The 24,268-nt window shown below is 72.8% G+C and carries 26 protein-coding genes; 5 read left to right on the forward strand and 21 right to left on the reverse strand.

Annotated features, from left to right (window positions below; translation table 11 throughout):
* Window positions 1-50: 50 nt before the first annotated feature.
* From uppS to ACVUH9_RS06360, 13 genes are all read right to left on the reverse strand, one after another.
* The gene (gene uppS / locus ACVUH9_RS06300; RefSeq protein ID WP_475755024.1) at window positions 51-752 is read right to left on the reverse strand and encodes a polyprenyl diphosphate synthase; all 702 of its coding nucleotides are present in this window, start codon (window positions 750-752) and stop codon (window positions 51-53) included.
* A 3-nt stretch (window positions 753-755) separates the two neighbouring features.
* Window positions 756-1,313, reverse strand: coding sequence for a ribosome recycling factor (gene frr, locus ACVUH9_RS06305; RefSeq protein WP_475755086.1), 558 nt, complete (start codon window positions 1,311-1,313; stop codon window positions 756-758).
* A gap of 71 nt (window positions 1,314-1,384) precedes the next feature.
* Window positions 1,385-2,116: a UMP kinase gene (gene pyrH, locus ACVUH9_RS06310; protein WP_475755026.1), complete on the reverse strand. Its 732-nt coding sequence runs from the start codon at window positions 2,114-2,116 to the stop codon at window positions 1,385-1,387.
* A gap of 36 nt (window positions 2,117-2,152) precedes the next feature.
* Window positions 2,153-3,031: a translation elongation factor Ts gene (gene tsf / locus ACVUH9_RS06315; RefSeq protein WP_475755027.1), complete on the reverse strand. Its 879-nt coding sequence runs from the start codon at window positions 3,029-3,031 to the stop codon at window positions 2,153-2,155.
* Between the two features lie 14 nt (window positions 3,032-3,045).
* Window positions 3,046-3,975, reverse strand: a complete 930-nt coding sequence (gene rpsB / locus ACVUH9_RS06320; RefSeq protein WP_475755029.1) for a 30S ribosomal protein S2 — start codon at window positions 3,973-3,975, stop codon at window positions 3,046-3,048.
* A 208-nt stretch (window positions 3,976-4,183) separates the two neighbouring features.
* Window positions 4,184-5,122, reverse strand: coding sequence for an RluA family pseudouridine synthase (locus ACVUH9_RS06325; RefSeq protein ID WP_475755031.1), 939 nt, complete (start codon window positions 5,120-5,122; stop codon window positions 4,184-4,186).
* On the reverse strand, window positions 5,119-5,634 hold the full coding sequence (gene lspA, locus ACVUH9_RS06330; protein WP_475755033.1) for a signal peptidase II: 516 nt from the start codon (window positions 5,632-5,634) through the stop codon (window positions 5,119-5,121). Before lspA ends, ACVUH9_RS06325 begins: the two co-directional genes overlap by 4 nt.
* Window positions 5,621-5,941 (reverse strand): YggT family protein, encoded by a 321-nt coding sequence (locus ACVUH9_RS06335; protein WP_475755035.1) that lies wholly within the window; start codon window positions 5,939-5,941, stop codon window positions 5,621-5,623. The genes lspA and ACVUH9_RS06335 overlap by 14 nt, the downstream gene beginning before the upstream one ends.
* Window positions 5,938-6,699 carry a pyrroline-5-carboxylate reductase gene (gene proC / locus ACVUH9_RS06340; RefSeq protein ID WP_475755037.1) on the reverse strand — a complete coding sequence of 254 codons (762 nt, stop codon included), beginning with the start codon at window positions 6,697-6,699 and terminating at the stop codon, window positions 5,938-5,940. The genes ACVUH9_RS06335 and proC overlap by 4 nt, the downstream gene beginning before the upstream one ends.
* Window positions 6,700-6,750: 51 nt before the next feature.
* The gene (locus ACVUH9_RS06345) at window positions 6,751-7,272 is read right to left on the reverse strand and encodes a cell division protein SepF (RefSeq protein WP_475755039.1); all 522 of its coding nucleotides are present in this window, start codon (window positions 7,270-7,272) and stop codon (window positions 6,751-6,753) included.
* A 168-nt stretch (window positions 7,273-7,440) separates the two neighbouring features.
* A complete protein-coding gene (locus tag ACVUH9_RS06350) occupies window positions 7,441-8,106 on the reverse strand; it encodes a YggS family pyridoxal phosphate-dependent enzyme (protein WP_475755087.1) in 666 nt (221 codons plus the stop codon).
* The gene (locus ACVUH9_RS06355; protein ID WP_475755041.1) at window positions 8,103-8,885 is read right to left on the reverse strand and encodes a purine nucleoside phosphorylase YfiH/LACC1 family protein; all 783 of its coding nucleotides are present in this window, start codon (window positions 8,883-8,885) and stop codon (window positions 8,103-8,105) included. The genes ACVUH9_RS06350 and ACVUH9_RS06355 overlap by 4 nt, the downstream gene beginning before the upstream one ends.
* Complete coding sequence (locus ACVUH9_RS06360) at window positions 8,882-10,114, reverse strand: tRNA nucleotidyltransferase/poly(A) polymerase family protein (protein WP_475755043.1); 1,233 nt, start codon at window positions 10,112-10,114, stop codon at window positions 8,882-8,884. The genes ACVUH9_RS06355 and ACVUH9_RS06360 overlap by 4 nt, the downstream gene beginning before the upstream one ends.
* Before the next feature lie 24 nt (window positions 10,115-10,138).
* On the opposite strand from ACVUH9_RS06360, the gene ACVUH9_RS06365 reads away from it, so the two are divergent.
* The 4 genes from ACVUH9_RS06365 (at window position 10,139) to ACVUH9_RS06380 (ending at window position 14,224) form a co-directional block, all read left to right on the forward strand.
* A complete protein-coding gene (locus ACVUH9_RS06365; protein WP_475755045.1) occupies window positions 10,139-11,533 on the forward strand; it encodes an outer membrane protein assembly factor BamB family protein in 1,395 nt (464 codons plus the stop codon).
* 76 nt (window positions 11,534-11,609) lie between these two features.
* Window positions 11,610-11,954, forward strand: a complete 345-nt coding sequence (locus tag ACVUH9_RS06370; protein ID WP_475755047.1) for an ArsR/SmtB family transcription factor — start codon at window positions 11,610-11,612, stop codon at window positions 11,952-11,954.
* Window positions 11,951-14,047, forward strand: a complete 2,097-nt coding sequence (locus ACVUH9_RS06375; RefSeq protein WP_475755049.1) for an MMPL family transporter — start codon at window positions 11,951-11,953, stop codon at window positions 14,045-14,047. Before ACVUH9_RS06370 ends, ACVUH9_RS06375 begins: the two co-directional genes overlap by 4 nt.
* Before the next feature lie 9 nt (window positions 14,048-14,056).
* The gene (locus tag ACVUH9_RS06380) at window positions 14,057-14,224 is read left to right on the forward strand and encodes a hypothetical protein (RefSeq protein ID WP_475755051.1); all 168 of its coding nucleotides are present in this window, start codon (window positions 14,057-14,059) and stop codon (window positions 14,222-14,224) included.
* Between the two features lie 86 nt (window positions 14,225-14,310).
* Here the strand turns inward: ACVUH9_RS06380 and hisF are convergent, their stop codons facing one another.
* From hisF to murA, 8 genes are all read right to left on the reverse strand, one after another.
* Window positions 14,311-15,108, reverse strand: a complete 798-nt coding sequence (gene hisF / locus ACVUH9_RS06385; protein WP_475755053.1) for an imidazole glycerol phosphate synthase subunit HisF — start codon at window positions 15,106-15,108, stop codon at window positions 14,311-14,313.
* A 28-nt stretch (window positions 15,109-15,136) separates the two neighbouring features.
* On the reverse strand, window positions 15,137-15,865 hold the full coding sequence (gene hisA / locus ACVUH9_RS06390; protein ID WP_475755055.1) for a 1-(5-phosphoribosyl)-5-[(5-phosphoribosylamino)methylideneamino]imidazole-4-carboxamide isomerase: 729 nt from the start codon (window positions 15,863-15,865) through the stop codon (window positions 15,137-15,139).
* Entirely contained in the window at window positions 15,862-16,542 is a 681-nt protein-coding gene (gene hisH / locus ACVUH9_RS06395; RefSeq protein ID WP_475755056.1) for an imidazole glycerol phosphate synthase subunit HisH, read from the reverse strand. The genes hisA and hisH overlap by 4 nt, the downstream gene beginning before the upstream one ends.
* On the reverse strand, window positions 16,539-17,138 hold the full coding sequence (gene hisB, locus ACVUH9_RS06400) for an imidazoleglycerol-phosphate dehydratase HisB (protein WP_475755058.1): 600 nt from the start codon (window positions 17,136-17,138) through the stop codon (window positions 16,539-16,541). Before hisB ends, hisH begins: the two co-directional genes overlap by 4 nt.
* Complete coding sequence (gene hisD / locus ACVUH9_RS06405; protein WP_475755060.1) at window positions 17,135-18,415, reverse strand: histidinol dehydrogenase; 1,281 nt, start codon at window positions 18,413-18,415, stop codon at window positions 17,135-17,137. The genes hisB and hisD overlap by 4 nt, the downstream gene beginning before the upstream one ends.
* Window positions 18,405-19,040 (reverse strand): ATP phosphoribosyltransferase, encoded by a 636-nt coding sequence (gene hisG / locus ACVUH9_RS06410; RefSeq protein WP_475755062.1) that lies wholly within the window; start codon window positions 19,038-19,040, stop codon window positions 18,405-18,407. Before hisG ends, hisD begins: the two co-directional genes overlap by 11 nt.
* On the reverse strand, window positions 19,037-20,086 hold the full coding sequence (locus ACVUH9_RS06415; protein WP_475755064.1) for an ATP phosphoribosyltransferase regulatory subunit: 1,050 nt from the start codon (window positions 20,084-20,086) through the stop codon (window positions 19,037-19,039). The genes hisG and ACVUH9_RS06415 overlap by 4 nt, the downstream gene beginning before the upstream one ends.
* Window positions 20,087-20,418: 332 nt before the next feature.
* Window positions 20,419-21,729 carry a UDP-N-acetylglucosamine 1-carboxyvinyltransferase gene (gene murA / locus ACVUH9_RS06420; RefSeq protein ID WP_475755066.1) on the reverse strand — a complete coding sequence of 437 codons (1,311 nt, stop codon included), beginning with the start codon at window positions 21,727-21,729 and terminating at the stop codon, window positions 20,419-20,421.
* 260 nt (window positions 21,730-21,989) lie between these two features.
* Between murA and ACVUH9_RS06425 the strand changes: the two genes are divergently transcribed.
* The gene (locus ACVUH9_RS06425) at window positions 21,990-23,099 is read left to right on the forward strand and encodes an isocitrate/isopropylmalate family dehydrogenase (RefSeq protein ID WP_475755068.1); all 1,110 of its coding nucleotides are present in this window, start codon (window positions 21,990-21,992) and stop codon (window positions 23,097-23,099) included.
* The last annotated feature ends 1,169 nt before the right edge of the window (window positions 23,100-24,268 follow it).

Consider the following 24,268-nt stretch of genomic DNA (forward strand, 5'->3'; position numbering starts at 1 on the left):
GTCGGGCGTGGAGTCGTCGGTGCGATTGCGACGCCGGCGGGGCATGGGCATCAGCCCTCCCGCCCCCCGAAGCGCCGCTGGCGGGTCGTGTAGTCGTCGAGGCAGCGCTCGAACGCGGCGCGGTCGAAGTCCGGCCACAGCTCGGGCGCGAAGATGATCTCGCTGTAGGCGCACTGCCACAGCAGGTAGTTGCTGATCCGCTGCTCGCCGGAGGTCCGGATCAGCAGGTCGGGATCCTGGAGGTCGGGACCGTAGAGCAGCGACCGGAAGGCCTCCTCGCCCCCGCCCTCGTAGCGCTCCGCGGCGTCGAGGATCTCGGCCCGACCGCCGTAGTTGAACGCGACCACCAGCGTGATCGCGTCGCCCTTGGCGGTCTCGGCCTCCGCCCAGTCCATCTTCTCGACCAGCGCCGGGTCGACGCCCTCGCGGCGGCCGATGAAGCGCATCCGGGCGCCCTCCTCGACCAGCTCGGGCGTCTCACGGTCGATCCGCTCACCGAACATCGCCATCAGCCCACGGACCTCCGGCTCCGGACGCGACCAGTTCTCGGTCGAGAACGAGAACACCGTCAGCTCCTCGACGCCGAGCTCGGCGGCGTCACGGAGCCGCGCGCGGACGACGTCCGCGCCGGCCCGATGGCCGTCGATCACGGGCCGACCCTGGCGCTGAGCCCAACGGCCGTTGCCGTCGGTGATGATCGCGACGTGACGCGGACGCCCGGAGGCGTCCGCGGATGGGGCTGCTCCCGACACCGCTCAGACCTCGAGGATGTCCGCTTCCTTGGCCTTCAAGCCCGCGTCGAGCGACGCGATCGCGGCGTCGGTCACCTTCTGCAGCTCGGCCTCGGCGCGGTGCTCGTCGTCGGCGCCGATGTCGCCGTCGGTCTTCAGGGTGCGGAGGTCGCCGAGCACGTCACGACGGACGTTGCGGACGCGGATCCGGCCTTCCTCGCCGATCGAACGGGCGACCTTGACCATCTCCTTGCGACGCTCCTCGGTCATCTCCGGGATGCCCAGGCGGATCGTCTTGCCGTCGTTGGACGGGGTCACGCCGAGGTCGCCGTCGGAGATCGCCTTCTCGATCTGCTTGATCGAGGACGGGTCGTACGGCTGCACGGTCAGCAGCCGGGCCTCCGGGGCGCCGATCGTCGACAGCTGCCGGAGCGCGGTGGGAACGCCGTGGTAGTCGACCACGATCCGGTCGAGCAGGTTCGGGCTCGCGCGGCCGGTGCGGACCGTCGCGAATTCGCTGGAGGTCTGCTCGACCGCCTTCTTCATCCGCTCCTTGGCGTCAGCAAGCAGCTCGTCGATCATCGAGTCGTCGGGCATAAAAGACCTCTTCGGTGGTGGGCGGCGTCAGGGCCGGCACGGCCGGCAGCCCGAACTCACGCCGGAGTGCGGACCAGGGTGCCGATGCGCTCGCCCGAGACTATCCGGACGATGTTCCGCTCGTCATCCATGTTGAACACATGGATCGGGAGACGGTTCTCCATGCAGAGCGTGAGGGCCGTCGAATCCATCACCCGCAGGCGCCGTTCGATCGCTTCCATGTGCGTGATCTCGGTGATCAGCTCGGCAGCGGGATCGGTGCGCGGATCGGCGGTGTAGACGCCCTCGACGCCGTTCTTCGCCATCAGGATCGCGTCGCAGTGGACCTCGGCGGCCCGCAGCGCAGCGGCCGTGTCGGTGGTGAAGAACGGATTGCCGGTGCCGGCCGCGAAGATCACGACGCGGCCCTTCTCCAGATGCCGCTCGGCGCGGCGCCGGATGTACGGCTCGGCGACCTCGGTGATCGTCAGCGCGCTCTGCGTGCGCGTCGTGACCCCGAGCTTCTCCAGGGCGTCCTGCAGCGGCAGTGCGTTCAGCACCGTCGCCAGCATGCCCATGTAGTCAGCGGTCGCGCGGTCCATCCCCGCGGCGGCACCGGCCATGCCGCGGTAGATGTTGCCCGCCCCGACGACGATCGCCACCTGGACGCCCAGATCATGGACGCCCTTGATGGCGGTCGCGACGGCGGCCAGCCGCTCCGGATCGGTGCCGTAGTCCCGCGAGCCCATCAAGGCCTCGCCGGACAGCTTGATCAGAACGCGCTGGAACGCCGCTGGAGTCTTCGTCATCGAGGGAGCTGACCTGGTCGGTTGGTGAGCCGGAGCCTACTCGCCGACCTGGAAGCGAACGAACCGCTTGACCACGACGTCGTCGCCGACCGCCTTGCGCAGCTGGTCGATCGTCTTGCCGTCGTGCTTGTCCGGGTTGATGTGCTCCTGCGGCAGCAGGGCGACTTCCTTGAACCACTTGGCGAGCTTGCCGTGGGCGATCTTCTCGCGGATCTGCTCCGGCTTGCCCTCGGCCTCGGCCTGCTGGGCGTAGACGCGCAGCTCGGCGTCCTTCGCGTCCTGCGGGACCTCGTCCTCCGACACGTACTTCGTGGCGGGGATCGCCGCGACGTGCAGCGCGATCTCGCGGGCGAGCGTGTCGAGCGCCTGGGCGTCGGCCGAGCCGTCGACCTGGACCGCGACGCCGACCTTGCCGGTCGCGTGGATGTAGCTGCCGACGGTGCCCTCGCCCTCGACCACGAAGCGGTCGGCACGACGGATGACGACGTTCTCGCCCATCGTCGCCGACAGCTCGCTGCGGGCGGCCTCGACGGTCCGGCCGTCGGCCAGCGTCTCCTCCAGCAGCGCAGCCGTGTCGACCGCGCCCGCGTCGCCGTTTCCGGCGATGTGGGCGGCGATCTCCCGCGCGAACGCGATGAAGTCCTCGTTGCGGGCGACGAAGTCGGTGTTGCAGTCGACCTCGATCAGCGCGCCACGGCGGCCGTCGGCCACCGAGGCGGCCTGGACGGTCCCCTCGGAGGCGTCACGGTCGGCCAGCTTGCCGACCTTGTTGCCCAGCTTGACGCGGAGGATCTCGACGGCCTTGTCGAAATCGCCCTCGGCCTCCTGCAGAGCCTTCTTGCAGTCCATCATGCCCGCGCCGGTGCGCTGGCGGAGCGCCTTGACGTCGGCGGCGGAGATCGTGATGTCGCTCATACGGGGCTCTCGGTTCAGCCCTGCGGCGCCGCGGGCGCCTCGGGCTCGGTGGTCGGGGCCTGCTCGGCGGCGGCGGCCTGGTCGGCAGCAGCCTGGTCGGCGGCCTGCTGAGCGGCCTCCTGGCCGGCGGCGGCGGCGGCGCTCTGCTCCTCGGCCTCGAGGCGACGGGCCTCCTCAGCCTCGCGCTGCTCGGCCTCGACGGCCTGGCGCTGCTCGCGCTCGGCCGACTCACGCGTACGACGGGCCTCCTCGGCCTCGTACCAGGCGGCGGCGCCACCGGCAGCCGCATCACCGATCGCGTGCGAGATCGTGCCGCAGGAGCGGATCGAGTCGTCGTTGCCCGGGACCGGGTAGTCGACGCCGTCGGGATCGACGTTCGTGTCGACCAGCGCGATCACGGGGATCCGCAGCTTGGTGGCCTCTTCGACGGCGATCTTCTCGCTGTTGACGTCGATCACGAAGACGGCGTCCGGCGCGCGGCGCAGGTCCTTCACGCCACCGAGGTTGATCTGGAGCTTGGCGAGCTCCTTGCGGCGCGTGATGCGCTCCTGCGAGGGCAGCAGGTCGAGCTGGCCCTCGGCCTCGAGGCGCTCGAGGTCGTTGAGCGTCTTGATCCGCTTGCTCGACGTCTGGAAGTTGGTCAGCAGGCCCGGGGACCAACGCTGGTTGACGTACGGCATACGCGCGGCCTCGGCGGCCTCGCGGATCGAGTCCTGCGCCTGGCGCTTGGTGCCGACGAAGAGGACGGTGCCGCCGCGCTGCGCGATCCCGGAGACGAACTCCTGGGCGTTCGCGAGCAGCTCGACCGTCTGCAGCAGGTCGATGACGTGGACACCGGAGTGCTCGCCGTGGATGAACCGCGCCATGCGCGGGTTCCAGCGACGGGTCTGGTGTCCGAAGTGGACGCCCGACTGCAGCAGTTCTTTGATGCCGACTTCGGCCATGAGGTACTCCCTTGAAACGACGAAAGACAGGCCCGCCGGACCCGGAGCGCGTTTCCGACGGTGTCGGACAGGGACGCTTCGGGGGAACCCCAGCGGGGTAGGAATGGATGGACGACGCACGACATCCAGACGGACGCGCGCATCAAGGATTCAACCAGAGCGGCGGGCACCACGCGGCGCGGGGCCGGATGGATGCCCTGCTCCCGGGCTAGTTCCCGGCCTTCGCGCGCTCGAGCGCGCTGGCCAGGTCCGCCGGAAGCGGCGACTCGACCTCGAGCGGCTCGCCGCTGATCGGGTGGGTCAACGAGAGCCGCGCCGCGTGCAGGAACTGGCGCTCGAGCCCGAGCGGATGCGGCGCCCCGGGGACGCCGGAGCGGCGGCCGTACTCGGGGTCCCCCGCGACCGGCAACCCGATCTCGCGCAGGTGGACGCGGATCTGGTGGGTGCGACCGGTCTCGAGCGTCACCCGCAGGAGCGTCGTTCGCGGCAGCACCTCCTCGATCACGAAGTGCGTGACCGCCCGGCGCGGACTGTCGGTGTCGATCGACTGGCGGGTGCGGTGGTGCCGATCACGCCCGATCGGCGCGTCGATCGTGCCGCTGCGGGCGTCGGGTCGCCCGTCGACGAGGGCCAGGTACTCGCGGGTGACGGTCCGCTCGCGGATCGCCTCCTGGAGCGCCCGGTGGGTCGCGTCGTTGAGCGCCACCAGCAGCAGCCCGGAGGTGTCGCGGTCGAGTCGGTGGACGATCCCGGGCCGCTCGGCGTTGCCGCCCGGCGGCAGCCCGGCGACCATCCGGCTGGCGACGGCGTCGACCAGCGTCGGGCCGTAGTGGCCGGCACCGGGATGGACGACCAGCCCGGCCGGCTTGTCGACGACCAGCAGGTGCTCGTCCTCGTAGAGGACGTCGACCGACGGGGCGTCGTGGCGGACGGTCTCGACCGTCCGGATCAGCGAGCCGAGGTCGACGGTCAGGTCCTGACCGGCACGGAGCGCCAGGCGCTTCTGGGCCGGATGCCCGTCGACCTTCACCGCTCCCGCCGCGATCGCCCGCTGGGCGCGGGCCCGGGAGCCACAGACCTCGGCCAGCACGACGTCCAGCCGTGCGCCGTCCTGGTCCTCGCTGACGACCAACCGTTCGACGCTCATCCGCGCTGGGGGCGTTGGTCCGCCGCCCGCGCCGCCGCCGTCGTCCGACGGTGGTCGAGCTCGACGACGACGACCAGCAGGATCATCCCGAGCACGATCGACGCGTCGGCGAGGTTGAAGGCCGGCCAGTTGGGCGGCTTCAGGAAGTCGATCACCGCGCCCTCGACCACCCGGTCGAGGACGTTGCCGAGCGCACCGCCCGCGAGCATGCCCGCGGCCAACCAGGCGAGCGGCACGGTCCGGTTCCGGACGAACCAGACGGTCAGGGCGACGAGCGCGGCCAGCACCAGCAGCCCGACGATCCACGGCTTCCCCGCGAAGCTGGAGAAGGCGACGCCTTCGTTGCGCACGTGGACCAGGTCGATCAGCGGCAGGAAGCTCTCGCTGCGCCCGTTGGAGACCGCCTCGACCGCCAGCCGCTTGGTCAGCTGGTCGACGATCAGGACGGCGATCGCGACCGCCGCGACCCGTCGGGTGGCCAGTCGGCCCGCCCGCTGCTCATCCCGCGACAAGGCGCACCACCAGCTGGCCGACGAACTGCAGGACGAGGATGCCGACGAGCGGCGAGAGGTCGAACGCGCCGAGCGGCGGGATGAACCGCCGGAAGACCGCGAGGTACGGCTCGACCGCGTCGCCGAGGAACTTGATCACGGCGGTCGTGAATCGGTTGTACGGGATCCGGATCGAGGCCGACTGCAGGAGCGAGACCAGGATGTAGGCGATGATCAGGATCATGTAGACGTCGATCAACGCCTCCAGGAAGTCCGCCACCTGGGTCCGGGCGGACGCGAGCACGACCGTCGCGGCGAGCGAGGTCATGCGACGTCCACGACGGCGTCGAAGGCGTCCTGGAACGCCTCGCGGACCCCGCCGCGATCGAGGGCGCGGAGACCGCGGGCGGTCGAGCCACCCGGGGAGGTGACCGCGCGACGGACGGCGAGGGTGTCGTGGCCCTGCTCACGGAGCAGCGCGGCCGAGCCCTCGATCCCGGCGGCGGCCATCCGACCGGCTTCGGCCGGCGGCATGCCGTGGCGGACCGCCGCGTCGACGATCGCCTCGGCGACCAGGGCGACGTAGGCGGGCAGCACTCCGAAGATCGCGGTCGCGGCCGGCATCTGGGACTCCGGCAGCTCGACCACGGTCGCGCAGCGACGCAGCAGCTCGAGCACCGCGGAGCGGACCTCGAGATCGGCCTCGGGAGTGCCCCCGGGCTCGATCGCGACGGCGATCACGCCCTTCCCGACCCCGGCCGGCGTGTTCGGCATCAGCCGGATCACGGGACGGTCGGGGTAGGCGGCGCGAAGGGCGCCGGTCTCGACGCCACCGAGGATCGAGACGACGGCCTTGGCGGCACCGACGTCGACGGCCGCCTCGGCGAGCTGCCCCGGCTTGTGCCCGAGCACGACGACATCGGCGCGGTCGGCCAACGTCCGTGCGTCGGCGACGGCCTCGCCGCCGGTGATCTCAGCCAGCGCCTGGGCGCGCTCGGCGACCGGGTCGAAGGTCAGCACCGGTTCACCGATGCCTCGCGCCAACGCGGTGGCCATGTTGCCCGATCCCAGAAATCCCAGACGCATAAGCGACGATGAACGGTACCGGTCCGCCGAGGCGACTACCGCAACGGCTGTCTAGCTCTGGTTGAAGAAGCCCTTCTCGATCAGCTGGGCGCGTTCCTCGGCCGAGATCGAGACGTTGGCGGGCGTGAGCATGAAGACCTTGTCGGCGATCCGCTGCATCCCGCCGTCGAGCGCGTAGGTCAGGCCGCTGGCGAAGTCGATCAGCCGCTTCGACAGGTCCGAGTCCGAGGTCTGGAGGTTGATCACGACCGGGATCCCGTCCTTGAAGCGGTCCGCGATCTGCTGCGCGTCGTTGAACGACTTCGGCAGGACCAGGTGGACGCGGACGTCGCGGTCGGCCGCGCGGCCACCGCCGCCGCCACCACCGCCGCGGGAGGAGCCGCCGACCGGCCGTAGGTGCGACCCGCCACCGACCCGGGTCTCGCTCTCGTCGCTGAAGATGTCGTCGAAGTCCTCACGCCGGCGGCGGGCTCGGTCGATCCGGCGGACCGGCGTCGGTTCGCGCACGGGCTCACGAGCCCGCTCACGACGATCGTCGTACTCCGGTTCATCGTCGTAGGAGTCGTCGTACATGTCTCGCTCCTCAGCGAGAGCGAAGTACACGAGCACCTTGTGCCAAGCGTCGCGGAAGGCCATGACGGACTGATGATTCTCCCACGGCGGCCCGGTTCCTGCACGCGAGCACGGCGACTTTGCTCGCCGCGCCCCGCCGGCCGGCCCCAACGGCCTCCGCCGGGCCGCTCAGCGGAGCAGGACGTTGCCCAGCCGGACGACGGTCGCGCCCTCCTCGACGGCGACCTCGAAGTCCTGGGTGGTCCCCATCGACAGCACGCCGAGACCGTGCTCCTCGGCCAGCTCCCGCAGCCGCGCGAACCAGCGCCGGCTGTCCTCGGCCCGCTCGGCGAACGGCGGCATCGTCATCAGCCCCGCGACCGGGAACGGGCAGCGGGCGATCACCTCGGCGAGCGCCTCCGGGGCGACCCCGCTCTTGGCCTCCTCGCCGCTGACGTTGACCTCGATCAGGACGTCGAGGCCCGGGCGGGCGAGCTCGCGGTGCCGCTCCAGCCGCTTCAGGACGCTGTCGCTGGAGACGGAGTGGATCCGCGCGACGTGCGGCAGCAGGTCGGGGACCTTGCGCGACTGGAGGTGCCCGATGAACTCCCAGCGGAGCGCCGCGGTCCCGGGCAGCGCGACCTTCTCCAGCAGCGCCTGGACGCGGTTCTCGCCGACCAGCTCGACCCCGGTGCCGACCAGCCGCGGGACCTGGTCGGCGACCAGGTACTTCGTCGCCACCAGCACGTCGACGGCGGCCGGATCGCGCCCGCTGCGCTCGCACGCCGCGTCGATCCGCGAGCGCACCTCCGCCAACCGCGTCCGCACGACCTCGGGGTCGAGGTCCTCGATCATGTCAACCACGCGACTCCTGCCTGTCGTCCGGTGCACCCGGCGTCACGCCGGTGCGAGAAGAACCGCTCAGGGTCACAGATCGTGCAGTGGCGGGCGACGTGGACGCTGCCGACACCAGCGGCGCGCAGGCGCAGCTCGGCGGCCGCCGGCAGGTCGGCGTGGTCGCCGACCCGGACCGTCGGGCCGAGCGGGGCCAGGGCGGCATGGACCTCGTCGCCGACCTCGTAGCAGCAGGCCCCCGCCCCCGGGCCGACGACCGCCATCACCGGCCCCGTGCCGCCCGCCTCGCGCAGCGCGACCAACCCGGACTCGAGCACCCCACCGACCAGCCCGCGCCAGCCGGCGTGGACCATCGCCACCGCCCCGTCGGCGACCAGCGCGACCGGCAGGCAGTCGGCGCAGAGGACCACGCACGGGGTCCCGCGGAGCCCGGTCGCGAAGCCGTCGGCGTCGCGGACGTCGGCGAGGCCGGCCCCGGGCAGGTCGTCGTCGTTGCGGGCCACCAGGACCTCGGTCGCGTGGACCTGGCGGGCCTGGGCCAGTCGCTCCGGCCCGACCCCGGCCAGCGCCGCCAGTCGCCGCCGGTTCTCGGCCACCGCCTGGGGGTCGTCGTCGGTCCAGCTGCCGAGGTTGAGCGACGCGAACGGCCCCCGCGAGGCGCCGCCCCGGCGGCCGCTGAAGTGGACGGTCGCCGCGGGCAGCGAGAACCGCAGGTGGCCGTCGGCGGTCCACGTGAAGCCGGCCGGCGCCGTCCCCGACCGCTCGTCGCGGTTCGTCATCGCTCGGCCTCCGCGGACGAGTCGGAGGCCGTCTGGGGGTCGGCCAGCGCCGCAGCCAGCTCGGCCTCACGCGGGGGCAGCGTGGGATCGAGGCGCCCGTCGAGCTTCGCCGCCAGCGCCTGCCGCAGCCGCTGGCCGAGCTCGGGCCCGGCGGCGACGCCGGCCGCGAGCAGGTCGTGCCCGTCGATCTGGAGCCGCACGTGGCGGATCTCGTCGAACCAGCGGCGGGCGTTCGGGCCGCCCGCGAGCGCGACCACCTCGTCGGGCACCCCGGCGGCGGCGCGCTGGATCTCGGCCGGAGTGGTCGCCCGGGCCAGCGGCGCGAGCGTGCTCGCCCGCGAGCCCGCGCCGACGATCTCCCGCTCGGCGACGGTCAGCTCGATCGCCTCCAGCCACGGCAGCAGGTCGTCGAGGCCGACCCCGGCGCAGGACGCGGCCAGCCGCACCAGATCGGCCCGGGCCCCGACCGGCAGCAGCGCCAGCGCCGCCCCGACGCCGGACGGCGCGGGATCGAAGCCCGGCGGCAGGAAGCGCGGGTTCAGGTCGCGCAGGATCGTCAGGACCGAGGCCGGGTCCGGCTCGCCGAGCGTCAGCCGCAGCTCCGACCCGTGGCGGGCCCCGGAGACGGTCGACGGATCGGCGGCGGCGGCGAGCCCCCGCGTCGCCGGCTCGATCGTGAAGCCGAGCCGCGACGCGTAGCGGGCGATCCGCCAGACCCGGGTCGGGTCGTCGACGAACGAGCGGTCGTGCAGGACCCGCAGCCGTCCCGCGGCGAGGTCGTCGCGGGCCCCGGGGACCTCGACCAGCCGCCCGTCCCGGAGTCGGATCGCGATCGCGTTGAGCGAGACGTCGCGGCGAACGAGGTCGTCCTCGATCCGGTCGACCGGCTCGACGTCGGGCAGGGCACCCGGCTGCGCGTAGGTCTCGCGGCGAGCCCGCGCGACGTCGTAGCGGACGCCCGGCTGCGGCTCGACCTCGACGGTCCCGAAGCGCTCGTGGCGCGCGACGATCGGCCCGAGTCGGGCGGCGACGTCGTCGACCGGCCCGGTCGCGACCAGATCCAGCTCGTGCGGGGGGATCCCCAGCAGCAGATCGCGGACGGCGCCACCCACCACCCAGAGGTCGTCGTTCGGTCCGATCGCGTCCATCAGGGGCCGCGCGGCGGGCAGCAGCCGCAGTGCGGCGTACGCCTCGGCAGGGTCGCGGAGAGTGGGGCGACGAAAGAGCACGCCGCCGGACCGTACCCTGTCCCGATGGCCGGCTCCCTCCTCAACGCCTTGCGCCGCCCGCGGGCCTGCTTCGGCTGCGTCGGCGTGGTTGTCGCGGCGCTGCTGGTGATCGGCGGTCTCGCGGTCTGGAACCACCTGCGGGGACCGAGCGAGGTCTCCAACCCGGACGTCGAGTTCACGGGCGAGGCGCCGCCGACCACCGAGCCGACGGCGCCGGCCGACGCCGAGGACAGCTTCGACGACGGCGCCGACTGGCCGATGTACGGCGGCACCGAGCAGCGCACCCGCTACCTGCCGTTCGCGGGCAAGGCCCCGATCCGCCCCCCGCTGACGACCGTCTGGGGCTCGACCGGGCGGGTCCTGCTCGAGTACCCGCCGGTCCTCTGCGGCCGTCGGCTCTACCTGCTCCGCAACGACGGGGTCCTGCGCGCGATCGATCGCCGGACCGGCCGGACGGCCTGGTCGCGACGGATCGGCCGGCTGGCCGCCTCGTCCCCGGCCTGTGGCAACGGCCGGGTCTACGCGACGGTGCTCACCCGGGGACGCGGCGCCAAGGGCGGCCAGCTGATCGCGCTCCGCTCGCAGAACGGACGGATCGCCTGGCGACTGCTGCTGGCCAGCCGCTCCGAGTCCTCGCCGTTGCTGACGAAGGATCGGATCGTCTTCGGCACCGAGAAGGGCGAGGTCGTCGCCGTCACCCGCTCGTCGGGGCGGGTGCTCTGGCGGTACCAGGCCAGCGGTGCGGTCAAGGCCGCCGTCGCCCGCGACGGCAACACCCTCTTCGTCGGCGACTACGGCGGACGGATGAACGCGATCTGGCTCAACAGCGGCCGCCGCCGCTGGACCACCGACCTCGGCGGCAGCCTCTACAGCACCCCGGCGGTCGCCTACGGCCGGGTCTTCGTCGGCAACATCGACGGCTCGATCTCCGCCCTCGGCGAGGAGACCGGCCGGATCGCCTGGCGCCGGCGGGCCAAGGGCTACGTCTACTCCGCACCGGCCGTCGCGCCGGTGGCCGGGCGCGGTCCGACCGTCTTCATCGGCTCCTACGGCGGCGTCCTCTACGCCCTCGACGCCCGCTCGGGCCGGCCGCGCTGGACCCGCAACGTCGGCGGCAAGATCTCGGGCGGGATCACCGTCGTCGGCGACCTCGTGATGTACGCGAACCTCGGTCGCAAGTCGCTGGCGATTCGCCGAGCCCGCGACGGCGCCCTCGTCTACACCCACCGCAGCGGCGCGTTCGATCCGGGGATCTCCGACGGACGCCGGCTCTACATCGACACCTACACCAGCGTCTACCTGCTCGCCCCCCGCGCGCGAGCCAAGAGCGACGCGGCGTCGCTGAAGGCGGGCGCAGCGGCCCGCAAGCGCCTGAAGCGCGAAGCCGCCGCCGCCGCCGCCAAGAAGCGCCAGCAGTAGCGGGGCGGCGAGCGAGCCACGGCCGCCCAGGCCCCCCACTTTCAACTCCACAACTTTTCAGTGGTACAGTTGTGCAATGTCGATGCCGCACCCGCTCCCCGAGCCGCTCGTCGAGCTGATCGCCCAGCGCTTCCGGGTCATCGGTGACCCGATCCGGATCCGTCTGCTCGACCGCCTGCGCGATGGCGCCGCGACCGTCGGCCAGCTGACCGAGGCGATCGGCAGCAGCCAGCAGAACGTCTCCAAGCACCTCGGCATCCTCCACCAGGCCGGGATCGTCTCCCGCACCAAGGAGGGCACCGCCGTCCGCTACGCGATCAGCGACGACTCCGTCTTCGCGCTCTGCGAGCTGGTCTGCGGCGGTCTGCGCAGCCAACTCGCCGAGCGCGACCAGATCCTCGGCGGCGAGGTGCCGTCATGAGCACCGGGCCGCTCGGTCGCCTCGGCCGCTTCGCCGCCGCCCACGCCAAGGTGGTCGTGGCCGGCTGGGCGGTGCTCGTCGTGATCCTGGCCGTCTTCGCTCCGCGCGTCGAGTCGGCGCTCTCGGGCGCCGGCTGGGAGGCGACCGGCTCGGAGTCGGTCGAAGCCCGCCACCTGATCGACCGCCACCTCGACGGGGCGTCCAGCTCCGCGCTGATGGTCGTCGTCCACTCGCCGACGCAGACCACCGACGACCCCAGCTTCCGCGCGACGATCGCCCGCAGCGAGCGACTGCTGGCCGGCACCGAGCACGTCGGCCGGGTCGTCCCTCCCACCCCCGGGCTGAGCGTCTCCCGCGATCGCCACACCGCGATCGTGCAGGGCACCGCCGCCGGCAGCGCCAACGAGATGGTCCGAGCCGCCGACGACGTCAAGGACCGCCTCCGCGGCGCGCCCGGCGTCGAGGTCGCCCTGACCGGAGCGTCCGGGATGTGGTCGGACTTCAACCAGGCCAACCTCAGCGCGATGCTCAAGAGCGAGCTGGTCTCGTGGCCGGTCACGCTGGTGATCCTGGTGATCGCCTTCGGTTCGCTGGTCGCCGCCGGCCTGCCGTTGATGCTCACCATCACCGGCCTGGTCGCCGCCGCCGGCTCGCTGTTCCTCGGCGCCCAGCTGCTCGACATCTCGGTCTGGGCGTTCAACTTCGCGATGATGTTCGCGCTCGCGCTCGGCATCGACTACGCGCTGTTCATGGTGATGCGCTTCCGCAGCGCACTCGCCGACCGCGGCGATCCCGTCGAGGCGGTGGTCGAGACGATGGACACCGCCGGGAAGGCCGTCCTCTTCTCCGGCCTCACCGTCCTGATCTCGCTGACCGCGGTCCTGCTCGTCCCGAGCCCCGCCTTCCGCTCGATGGCGCTCGGCATCATGCTCGCGGTCGCCTTCATCCTCGCCGCGACCCTGACCCTGCTGCCGGCCGTGCTCGCCCGGCTCGGTTCCCGAGTCGACCGTGGCGCGCTGCCGTGGCTGCGCTCGGGTGAGGACCGCTCGCCGCGGTTCGCCGCCTGGGCGGCGCGTCTCTGGCGCCATCCCAAGCGCTACGGGGCGTTCGCGGTCCTGCTGCTGGTGCTGCTGGCGATCCCGGTCACGGGCCTGAAGACCGGGATGCCGTCGATCAAGGTCGTTCCCGAGCAGGACGGTGCCCGGGTCGGCTACGGCCTCGTCCAGCAGGGCTTCGGCCCCGGCGCGCCCGGGCAGCTCCAGCTGGTCACGACGACGCAGGACGCCGGTGCGGTGGCCGCCGTCGCGCAGGCCGATCGCGGGATCGCCCGGGTCCTGCCCACGGTCACCGGCACCGGCGGCGTCGCCGTGGTCCCGGTGGTCCCGGCCGTCGACCCCTCCTCCCCGGCGCTGGGCGCCACGATCGATCGTCTCCGCGGCGAGCTACCGTCGGGCACGCGCGTCGGAGGCCAGCCGGCCGAGAACCACGACCTCGAGGCGACCCTGCAGGCCAAGACCCCGTTGGTCGTCGGGGTGGTCCTCGGGCTCGGCTTCCTGCTGCTGCTCGTCGCGCTCCAGGCGCCGGTGCTCGCCGCCGTCGGCGTGCTCACCAACCTGCTGGCGGTCGCCGCCGCGTTCGGCGTCGCCCGCCTGATCTTCCAGGACGGTCACGGCAGCGGCCTGCTCGGCCTCGAGCCGCAGGGGTTCCTCGACGCCTGGGCGCCGGTCTTCTTCTTCGCGATGGTCTTCGCGATCTCGATGGACTACACGGTCTTCCTGCTCTCGGCGGCCAAGGAGCGGTGGGACCGCAGCCACGACCCGCGCGACGCGATGATCGGCGGGGTGGCCTCGTCCGGCCGGGTCGTCTTCGCCGCCGCGGCGGTGATGGTGGCCGTCTTCTTCACCTTCGCCCTCTCCGGGCCGCTGCCGCCGAAGGAGATGGGCGTGATCCTCGGCGTCGCGGTCCTGCTCGACGCCGCCCTGATCCGCCTGCTGCTGCTCCCCGTCCTGCTGCGTCTGCTCGGCCGTTGGGCCTGGTGGACGCCCCGCGTCCTCCGCCGGGTCCTGCCCGACGTCCGTTTCGGCCACGCCTAGGAGGCCCCGATGCCCAACCGTTCGATGAAGCGCCCGCCGCACGCCGCCGCGACCCCGCGCGCGGTCGAGATCCTGCTCGACGCCGGACGCGCGCCGAACAGCCTCGCCTACTACCGGGGCGGGCTCCACGACTGGGTCACCCTCGGCCTGCCGACCGTCGCCTACCGCAAGCGCTGAACCCCGATCGCGCGGCACGACGACCGCCGACCGCCCGCACCGTGGCCGGACAGGGGGCGCCCTCGCCGGGCGCCCGCCGACCGGCTCTAGGCCTGGTCGGGAGCAGCGATCGGCCGGACGGGGATCCCCGCCTCCGCGATCCGCTGCTTCGCCTCGGCCACCGTGTAGGTGCCGAAGTGGAAGATCGACGCGGCAAGCGCCGCGTCGGCCCCGGCCTGCAGCGCCTCGACGAGGTGGTCGAGCGTGCCCGCGCCGCCCGAAGCGATCACCGGAATCGGGACCGCCGCGGCAACCGCCGAGGTCAGCGGCAGGTCGTAGCCCGCCGTCGTCCCGTCGCCGTCCATCGAGGTCAGCATGATCTCGCCGGCCCCGCGCTCGACGGCCTCGCGGGCCCAGGCCACGGCGCCACGCCCGGTCGGCGTGCGACCACCGGCGACGTAGACCTCCCACGGGTCCGGCACCACGCCGGCACGGTCGGCCGCGACGGCCTTGGCGTCGATCGCGAGCACGACGCACTGGACCCCAAAGCGATCCGCGAGCTCGGTCAGCAGCTCGGGCCGAGCGACCGCCGCGGAGTTGACCGCGACCTTGTCCGCCCCGGCGTCGAGCACCGCCTGGGCGTCGGCGACCGAGCGGATCCCGCCGCCGATCGTGAACGGCACGAAGACCTCGTCCGCCGCCCGCCGCGCCAGCTCGACGATCGTGTCGCGCTGGTCGCTGGTGGCGGTGATGTCGAGGAAGACCAGCTCGTCGGCGCCCTCGGCGTCGTAGCGGGCCGCCAGCTCGACCGGGTCGCCGGCGTCACGCAACCCGACGAAGTTGGTGCCCTTGACGACGCGCCCGGCGTCGACGTCCAGGCACGGGATCACGCGCTTCAGGTGCACGGTTCGCTCCTCGTCACGTTCGACGGACTCAGCGGTCCTGCAGGGCCGCGTGGCCCTCGGCGATCGTGAACCGCTTCTCGTACAGCGCCTTGCCGGTGATGACCCCGCCGAGGTTGACGAGCCGGGCCTGGGCGAGCTGCCGCAGGTGCTCGGTCGTGCCGATCCCGCCGGAGAAGATCCACGAGCCGCGAACGGCCTGGGAGATCCGCCGGACCTCGTCCATGTCGGGGCCCTGCTCGAGCCCGTCGCGGTCGGCGTTGGTGTAGACGAACCGCCGCACGCCCCGCTGCTGGAGCCGGACGATCGCCTCGGAGCCGTCGATCTCGGTCGTCTCGAGCCAGCCCTTGGTGGCGACCTTGCCGCCGCGGGTGTCGACCGAGACCATCACGCGGTCGCGGTGGCTGCCGAGGACCGAGTCGAGGAAGTCGGGGTCGGTGATCGCAGCCGTACCGAGGATCACGCGCTCAGCTCCGGCCTGGAGCGCCTCGCGGACAGCCTCGATCGTGCGCAGGCCGCCGCCCCACTGGACGGGCACGGACAGCTCGCTGGTAATCGCCGCGAGCTGGTCGAGGTGCGCCGGCTCGCCGGTCTTCGCCCCGTCCAGGTCGACGAGGTGCAGGAAGCGGGCTCCGGCCTCGACCCACGAACGGGCCGCCTCGAGCGGGCTGTCGCGGTAGACGGTGCTCTCGTCGAAATCCCCACGGACGAGGCGGACGGCCTGCCCGTCGAGGATGTCGATCGCGGGGTACAGAATCACGTGGCGCACCTCGTACAGGTCTCGGCGAACCCGCGCAGCACGCGGAGTCCGTCCTTCGACGACTTCTCAGGATGGAATTGAACCCCGTACACCCGCTCGCGCCCGACGGCGGTCACGAAGCGTCCGCCGTAGTCGCCCCAGGCGACGATGTCGGCGGGGTCCTCCGGCTCGGCGACGAAGGAGTGCACGTGGTAGAAGGCGGTCTGGTCGGGCAGGCCGGCGCGCAGCGGAGACGTCGCCCCCGGGCTGGGCGATTCGGCCCAGTCGACCAGGTTCCAGCCGATGTGCGGCAGCTTGAGGCCGGCGGCGGGCCGCAGCGCCCGCACACGACCGGACAGCAGGCCGAGGCCCTCGCCGCCGCCGCGCTCATCGGAGCCCTCGAACAGCAGCTGCATGCCGAGGCAGATGCCCAGCAACGGCACGCCGTCGGCGACCCGCTCGCGCACCAGCCGGTCGAGCCCGCTGGCGCGCAGCATCTCGGCGCCGGCCCGGAACGCGCCGACGCCGCTGATGATCAGTCCGTCCGCCGCCCGGATCCGGGCTTCGTCGGCCGTGACCTCGGCCTGGACCCCAGCGTGGGCTAGCGCCTTCTCGACGCTGCGCCGGTTCCCGACGCCGTAGTCGACGATGACGATCCGGGCGGAGGCGGTTCCCTCCAGCTCGATGCCGATGCTCACTCGGTCAACGTCCCCTTGGTCGACGGCACGCCGTGCTCGTCGGGATCGATCGAGACGGCCACGCGCAGCGCGCGGGCCAGGGCCTTGATGCCGGCCTCGATCATGTGGTGGGCGCCGCGACCGCGCTGGATCTCGAGGTGGATCGTGCTCCGCGAGGTGGCCGAGACGGCCCGCACGAACTCCTCCAGGAGCTCGTGCTCGAAGCCCCCGGTGACGCCGGCGGGCAGCAGGTCGTGGTCCTCGAAGACGACGAACGGCCGCCCCGAGAGGTCGATGTGGCAGGCCGCGCGGGCCTCGTCCATCGGGATCGTCGTCGAGCCGTAGCGCCGGATCCCGACCCGGTCGCCGAGCGCCTCGCTCAGCAGCTGCCCGAGCACCAGCCCGGTGTCCTCGACGGTGTGGTGGCTGCCGGTCTGGAGGTCGCCCTCGACCGCGACCGTCAGGTCGAAGCCGGCGTGGCGGGCGAACAGGTCGAGCAGGTGATCGAAGAAGCCGACGCCGGTGGTGCGGGTACCGGCGCCACCGCCGTCGAGATCGAGCTCGATCGAGACGTTGGTCTCGCCGGTCGAGCGTTGTTGGGCAGCGGAGCGCGTCATCGACCGTCCCTATTCTGCCGCGCGCGCATCGAAGCCGCGTGCACGACGAATCCCTCGGCGTCCGCGATCAGCCCACCGGCGGCCGCGAGCGCGTCGCTGGCGTCGTTCACGTGGACCTCGCACATCGTCCGCCGGAAGGTCCGGGCGGAGAGCGTCGAGGCGAACCGAGCGGCCCCGTCGGTCGGCAACGTGTGGTTGCTGCCCACGACGTAGTCGCCGAAGGCGGTCGCCCCGGTCGCGCCGACGAAGACGCAGCCGGCGCTGCGGACCTGCCCGGCGAGCGGCTCGATGGTCTCCCCGACCAGCTCGAGGTGCTCGGGCGCGAACGCCTCGGCGACGGCGAGCGCCGTGTCCGGCCCGTCGACGAGCACGGTCGCGTAGGCGGCACCGCTGTCGGCGGCGCCGAGGCCCCCGGCGATCCCGGCCTCCAGCCGCGTCACCACGGCCTCCCGCAGGCTGTCGTCGTCGGTCACCAGCACGACCAGCGAGCCGTCGCCGTGCTCGGCCTGGGCGGCGAGGTCGAGCGCGACCAGCTCGGCGTCGGCGCTGCCGTCAGCGGCTACGAGCAGGTCGCTCGGCCCGGCGAAGCCGTCGACGCCGACGACGCCGGTCAGCTGTCGCTTCGCCTCCTGGACCCAGAGGTTCCCGGGTCCGACGATCACGTCGACCCGGTCGACGGTCGCGGTCCCGTGGGCGAGCGCGGCGACGGCGTGCGCTCCGCCCATCCGGTAGACGCGGTCGGCCCCGGCAAGACGCGCCGCGGCGCGCAGGACCAGGTCGTCGGAGGGCGTCGCCACGACGACCTCGTCGACGCCCGCGGCGCGGGCGGTCACGACGCCCATGATCACGGTCGACGGGTACGGGGCCCGGCCTCCGGGCACGTAGACCGCCGCTCGCCGGACGGGGACCTCGCGGACGCGGATCCGCTGGCCCTGGGGCAGCGGGACGTCACGGTCCTCGCTGCAGGTCGCGCGGGCGACCGCACCGACGTTGGCGATCGACAGCTCGAGTGCCGCGCGCAGCTGCGGATCGAGTCCGGCCACGGCGGCGTCGAGGTCGGCCGCGGCCACGATCAGCGGCTCGACGGCCTCACCGGCGGCGCGATCGAACCGGCCGACGGACTCCAGCAGGGCGACGTCGCCCCGCTCACGGACGTCCGCCACGAGCGCGGCGACCGCTTCCGCGACCTCCCCGCCCCCCGGCACGAGGGTCCGGATCCGAGCGGCAGCGGTCTCCGCCTCGGCGACGCTGTTGGCGGTCAGGCGCTCAACCGGCAAGCAGGGCCTCCCGCAGCTCGTCGACGGCGGCGGCCTTCAGCCGGTGCGAGGCCGGGTTGACGATCAGGCGCGCGGTCGAGGTCGCGATCTCCTCGCGGACCACCAGGCCGTTCTCGCGCAGGGTCGTGCCGGTCGCGGTCAGGTCGACGATCGCGTCGACCATCCCGGTCAGCGGCGCCAGCTCGACCGAGCCGTTGACCTTGACGATCTCGGCCTGACGGCCGGTCGACTCCAGGTAGCGCGTCGCGATCGTGACGTACTTGGTGGCCACGCGCATGATCCCGAGCCGCCGCAGCGCCTCGGTCGCCGGATCGGGATCGCCCGCGATCGAGGCGAGCACCATCCGGCACGGGCCGTAGCCGAGGTCGGCGAGCTCGACGACGTCGCGGGTGCCCTGCTCCATCAGGACGTCCTTGCCGGTCACGCCGACGTCGGCGGCCCCGGACTCGACGTAGGTCGCCACGTCCGACGGACGCATGGTCACGATCCCGGCGTCCTCGAACAGCAGCTTGCGGTCGTTGGAGCGGACCTCGCTGGTGTCGACCCCGACGCGATCGAGGCTGTCGAGCGTCGGCTTGAGCATCACGCCGCGGGGAACGGCGATCCGGAGTCCGAAGCGGTTCACGACGTCACCTCCCCGATCGAGGCCGAGCCCGCTTCCGGGCTGCTCTCCTCGCCGGTCCAGCCGACCCGCCAGCGCCCGCGCGAAGTGCCGACGAGCGCGGTGTGGAGCGCATCGATGTCGAGCGCGAAGCCGACGGCCGGCAGCGGCCGACCGAAGCGCCCGAGGAGCTCGTCGTAGCGGCCACCGCCACCGATGGCGTGGCCCTGCCCCGGGGCGTAGACCTCGAACACGGCACCGGTGTAGTAGCCGAGCTTACGGGTCAGGCCGAGGTCGAGGATCACGTGGGAGACGACCTCGTCGTCGAGCCGTTCGACCAGCTGACGGAGGCCGCTGGCGGCCTCGCGGACGCGTTCGTCGGTGAGCGTGTCGAGCAGCTCGGGGCCGCCCCGGCGCCCGGCCACGTCGAGCAGCAGCTTGGCGGTGGCAGCGTCCGTCGCGGCGCGAACCTCTCGCTCGAGGCCGACCAGGTCGCGGGTCGCCAGCTCATGCAGGACCCGGGCGCGCTGCTCGTCGGCGATCCCGACCGCGTCGAGCAGCTCGGGGAAGAGCGAGGCGTCGCCGACCGCGACCCGGGCACCCTGGAGGCCGACGGCCTTGAGCGCGCCGACGAGCACCGTCAGGGCCTCGGCGGTGCCTTCGGGTGCGGGTGCGCCGCACAGCTCGATTCCGGCCTGCAGCAGCTCACGGGCCTCGCCGCGACCGGGAAGGATCCCGCGGTAGCAGTGGGCCTGGTAGCTCAGCCGCAGCGGCAGCGGGGCGTCGGCGAACCGCGAGCCCACGAGCCGGGCGATCGGCACCGTCATGTCCGAGCGCAGGACGAGTGTCTCACCGCGCTCATCGACGGTCCGGAAGCGTGGCCGGGCGGCGTCGCCGGCAGCGGCGACTCCCGCGCGTTCCAGCACGCTGGCGTACTCCACGGCCGGGGTCGATACCTCCCCGTAGCCGTACTGGGTGAACACGTCGCGGAGCGCGGCGACCACGCCATGGCGCTCGCGCATCTCGTCGGGCAGCACGTCCCGCGTGCCACTGGGGATGGGCAGCGTCATCGACGACCATCATCGCGGGTCTGGGCGAACCGCGACGTCAGGCTCTCGACGAGCTGTCGGCGACGGCGACGGACCCGCTGTCTCGGGGACCAGACGCCTGGTCTCGGGTACCGGACCCGTGGTCTCGGGAGCGAGACGCGAAGCGCGCCGCCCGACGGCCATCGACTCCGCGCAGCGCCGGACCGAACGACGCCCGGCCGCGGACCAGCGGAATCGTCGGCCGGGGTGGCCGATCGTCGCACCGGACCGGCCCTCGAACGAACGACGGAGCCCGCGGCAACCGGCCCGCGTGGACCGCGACGCGGTCCGGCGAAGCGGTCCGCCGCGACCGCTCAGCCGATGGTGACCGGAACGTCCTCCGGAACCCGCTGGATCTGGGCCCCGAGGTCGCGCAGGCGCTGATCGATCGCCTCGTAGCCGCGGTCGATCTGGTCGATGTTGCCGATCGTGCTGCGGCCCTCCGCGCAGAGCGCGGCGATCAGCAGCGCCATCCCGGCGCGGATGTCCGGCGAGGTCATCCGCTCGCCGTGCAGCCGGCACGGGCCGCTGATGATCGCGCGGTGCGGATCGCAGAGGGTGATGTCGGCGCCCATCCCGACGAGCTTGTCCGTGAAGACCAGGCGGTTCTCGAACATCCACTCGTGGATCAGGACCGAGCCCGTGGCCTGGGTCGCAAGCGCGACGGCGATCGAGGTCAGGTCGGCGGGGAAGGCGGGCCAGGGGCCGTCCTGGACCTTCATCTTGTGCTCGCCGACGTCGCGGGCCGTCTTCAGCTCCTGCTCGCCGGGGACGACGACGACATTGCCGTCGAGCTCCGAGTGCAGGCCGAGGCGCCCGAAGACGAGCCGGATCATCCGCAGGTCGTCGGGGTTGACGTCGGTGATCCGGACCTCGCCACCGGTCACCCCGGCGAGCGCCATGAACGACCCGATCTCGATGTGATCCGGACCGACCGTATGGTCGCAACCGCCGAGCTCGCGCTGCCCGACGACCGTCAGGACGTTGGACTCGATCCCGCTGATCGCGGCACCCATCCGGACGAGCATCCGGGCCAGGTCCTGGACGTGCGGCTCGCACGCCGCGTTGCCGATGATCGTCGTCCCGGGCGTGAGGGCGGCAGCCAGCAGCGCGTTCTCGGTCGCCATCACGGACGGCTCGTCCATGAAGATCTCTCCGGCGACCAACCCTCCGGTCGGGGCCTGCATCTCGATGTCGCGCCCGAGCTCGAGCGTGGCGCCGAGCGCACGGAAGGCGTCGAGGTGCGGATCGAGGCGGCGGCGGCCGATCACGTCGCCGCCGGGCGGCGGCATCACGCAGCGGCCGAAGCGCGCCAGCAGCGGGCCGGCGAGCAGGAACGAGGCACGGATCCGCTCCGCGTCCTCGCGACGCAGGGTGTCCCCCGCCTGCAGCGCCCCGGCGTTGAGCCGGACGGCGTGCTCGTCGAGCCATTCGACGGTGACGCCGAGCCCCTCGAGCAGGTTGATCATCGACGCGACGTCGCGGATTCGCGGCACGTTGCGCACGATCACGTCCTCCGTCGTCAAGACGCAGGCCGCCAGGATCGGCAGCGCTCCGTTCTTGTTGCCGGCGGGGCGAACCGACCCCGAAAGCGGGCGGCCACCGTCGATTACGAACTTCTCCATAGCAACAGTCTGGTCCGGTGTCGGGGCGCAAGCGCGGGGCCGTACGCCCGCGGTCGTCCGCCTACGGACCGTCGGCAAGGCTAGCAGCGTGCACCGTCCGGACCACGGCCGCGCCGGGCCCCGGCGCGCTGCCTGCCAACGCGAGCCTCGAGCGATCGCGCTGACCCGCGAACTCCGGGCTTCCGGACGACCCCGGTCGTCCGGTAAGTGTGTCGTTCGACCAACGGCGCGGCCCGTCCCGGCGCTACGCTCAATCGTGCATGCCCGACTCCCTCACCATCACCATCCTCGAAGGCGACGAGACCGGGCAGGAGCTGCTCGAACAGGCACTCCGGGTGCTCGATCCGGACGTCGTGGGTGTTCCGGTGGAGCTCGAGCGGTTCGACCTCTCGCTCGCGAAGCGGCGGGAGACCGACAACGCGATCGTCCACGAGGCAGCCGCCGCGATGCGCGTCAGCGGCCTCGGCGTCAAGGCCGCCACCGTCACCCCCGAGGGCAAGGACGACGTCGGCTCGCCGAACCGGATCCTCCGCGAGGAGGTCGACGGCAAGGTCATCATCCGCACCGGTCGCCGGATCCCGGGCGTCACGCCCGCGGCGGGCATCCACTTCCCGATCTCGGTCGTCCGGATGGCCGTCGACGACGCCTACGGCGCCAAGCAGTGGCGTGAGGGCACCGAGGGCGGCGAGGACGAGATCGCCTACCGGACCGAGAAGATCAGCCGCTCGACCTGCCGGGCCGTCGCGGAGTACGCGTTCCGAACCGCGATCCAGATGCGCGGACGGGTCTACGGCGGCCCCAAGTGGACCGTCTCGCCCGTCTACGAGGGCATGCTCAAGGAGGAACTGGACCGGGCCGCAGCCGCGAACCCGGACGTCGCCTACCAGCCGGTCCTGATCGACGCGACCTACGCCGGCCTCGTCTCCGGCGACGCCGACGGCCCGCTCGTGATCCCGGCCCTCAACCGCGACGGCGACTGCCTCTCGGACCTGGTGCTGCCGCTCTTCGGCTCGATCGCCGGCGCCGAGTCGACCCTCCTCAGCTTCAACGACGACTACACGCCGCGGGTGGCGATGGCCGAGGCGCCCCACGGGACCGCCCCCTCGTTGCAGGGCAAGGACGTCGCCAACCCGATGGCGATGCTGCTCGCCAACGCCGCGGTCCTCCACTACGCCGCCCAGATCCACGACGTGCCCGCCGCCGAAGTGGCCTCGCGCGCGATCTACGAGTCGGTCCTCGAGGGTGCCTCCGCCGGGATCAAGACCCCCGACCTCGGCGGCTCCTCCTCGACCACCGCCGTCACCGACGACGTCATCAACCGGATCCAGACCAAGATCGACGTCTGGTCGTCGCTCGGCACCGGCCACTGACCCATCGGCCTGGCGGACACCGGTCCGCCAGGCCCGCCCCCAAGCGACCCGAGCCCGGAGCGCCTCGCCGTCCGAGAGCTCCGCGGCCCGCGGCGGCCTGCGGCGACGCGCCGCCCCGGTGCCGCGCCGCCCCGGTGACCCGTCGCGCGGTGACGCGCGGCGAGGTGGCCGCCCGGGTCTCCGCCAGCGGACTGATGCGGATTTACCGCCTTGGTGACCGACAATCCGCATCAGTTCACGGCGGGACCGCCCGTCGGCCTTGTCGATGTCACCGATCGGCGGAGAACGTTCCCCGTCGGTACGTGGTGACCGGGAGGCTTTGTCCCGGCGGCCCGCTTCCAAGCCCGCCCCGCCCAGCGGCCCTCTCGGCGCGCCCGCGCGGCGCGAGCGTCCCCACGCCCGGCCACGCCGGCCGCCGCCGCTAGGCCTCCCCTACCACCGTCCGATACGAAGCCGGTCGGCAAACGCGGCCCGCCGAGACGCGACCCCGTTCAGCGCCCTTGCGCCGGCCGCCGCCGGCGGCAGGAGTCGACCACGACGGCGCCCTCACCCGCACGTCTCAACGCCATCCCGGGCACCGCCGACAGGGAGCCCTGTTGGCCAGCGGCCCGGTACCCGACCAGGTGCCGCCGACCCCAGGGCAGCCCTCCCTCACCAGCCACGAACCCACGACCCGCCCACGGCGACCAGACCACCGCCGGCCAGCACCGACGCCCAGGCACACGCACCAAGAGCCTCGGCGGCGGCCGGCTGCCGGCAGTCCTCCGCCACTGGCCGGCGGCCAGGCGCCGGCCAGTCCTCCGCCACCGGCCGGGAGCCATCACCGGGCCGCGCCGGAGCCGACCAGCCACCAAGCCGACCCGACCCGACCGGTCCCGAGCCAGGCCGGCCCCAGCCACCAAGCCGCCGAGCGGCCGCGGGCCCCGCGCCGCGCCGCAACGCCACAAAAGTCGCCCAGGACCACCAGGAGCCAGAGCACCAGTTTCGCGCAGAACGCCCCGAACGCGCCCGACCCAGCCCCGACCAGGCCAGCCCCCACTCGCCCCGGGAACCCGACCGGCCCGCACCACCCAACCATTTGCACGCACCAGCCAACCATCAAACCACAAAAAAGCGCCCCGCCAAACTGGCGGGGCGCAAACTAAATCCGGCGGCGACCTACTCTCCCA

Source organism: Patulibacter ginsengiterrae (assembly GCF_056269115.1).

Excerpts from the sequence above, each read along its gene's own strand:
- frr (WP_475755086.1), bottom strand. The coding sequence starts at position 1,313 with ATGATCGACGAGCTGCTTGCTGACGCCAAGGAGCGGATGAAGAAGGCG.
- pyrH (WP_475755026.1), bottom strand. The coding sequence starts at position 2,116 with ATGACGAAGACTCCAGCGGCGTTCCAGCGCGTTCTGATCAAGCTGTCC.
- tsf (WP_475755027.1), bottom strand. The coding sequence starts at position 3,031 with ATGAGCGACATCACGATCTCCGCCGCCGACGTCAAGGCGCTCCGCCAG.
- rpsB (WP_475755029.1), bottom strand. The coding sequence starts at position 3,975 with ATGGCCGAAGTCGGCATCAAAGAACTGCTGCAGTCGGGCGTCCACTTC.
- ACVUH9_RS06325 (WP_475755031.1), bottom strand. The coding sequence starts at position 5,122 with ATGAGCGTCGAACGGTTGGTCGTCAGCGAGGACCAGGACGGCGCACGG.
- ACVUH9_RS06335 (WP_475755035.1), bottom strand. The coding sequence starts at position 5,941 with ATGACCTCGCTCGCCGCGACGGTCGTGCTCGCGTCCGCCCGGACCCAG.
- proC (WP_475755037.1), bottom strand. The coding sequence starts at position 6,699 with ATGCGTCTGGGATTTCTGGGATCGGGCAACATGGCCACCGCGTTGGCG.
- ACVUH9_RS06345 (WP_475755039.1), bottom strand. The coding sequence starts at position 7,272 with ATGTACGACGACTCCTACGACGATGAACCGGAGTACGACGATCGTCGT.
- ACVUH9_RS06350 (WP_475755087.1), bottom strand. The coding sequence starts at position 8,106 with ATGATCGAGGACCTCGACCCCGAGGTCGTGCGGACGCGGTTGGCGGAG.
- ACVUH9_RS06355 (WP_475755041.1), bottom strand. The coding sequence starts at position 8,885 with ATGACGAACCGCGACGAGCGGTCGGGGACGGCGCCGGCCGGCTTCACG.
- ACVUH9_RS06365 (WP_475755045.1), top strand. The coding sequence starts at position 10,139 with ATGGCCGGCTCCCTCCTCAACGCCTTGCGCCGCCCGCGGGCCTGCTTC.
- ACVUH9_RS06370 (WP_475755047.1), top strand. The coding sequence starts at position 11,610 with ATGTCGATGCCGCACCCGCTCCCCGAGCCGCTCGTCGAGCTGATCGCC.
- ACVUH9_RS06375 (WP_475755049.1), top strand. The coding sequence starts at position 11,951 with ATGAGCACCGGGCCGCTCGGTCGCCTCGGCCGCTTCGCCGCCGCCCAC.
- ACVUH9_RS06380 (WP_475755051.1), top strand. The coding sequence starts at position 14,057 with ATGCCCAACCGTTCGATGAAGCGCCCGCCGCACGCCGCCGCGACCCCG.
- hisB (WP_475755058.1), bottom strand. The coding sequence starts at position 17,138 with ATGACGCGCTCCGCTGCCCAACAACGCTCGACCGGCGAGACCAACGTC.
- ACVUH9_RS06415 (WP_475755064.1), bottom strand. The coding sequence starts at position 20,086 with ATGACGCTGCCCATCCCCAGTGGCACGCGGGACGTGCTGCCCGACGAG.
- murA (WP_475755066.1), bottom strand. The coding sequence starts at position 21,729 with ATGGAGAAGTTCGTAATCGACGGTGGCCGCCCGCTTTCGGGGTCGGTT.
- ACVUH9_RS06425 (WP_475755068.1), top strand. The coding sequence starts at position 21,990 with ATGCCCGACTCCCTCACCATCACCATCCTCGAAGGCGACGAGACCGGG.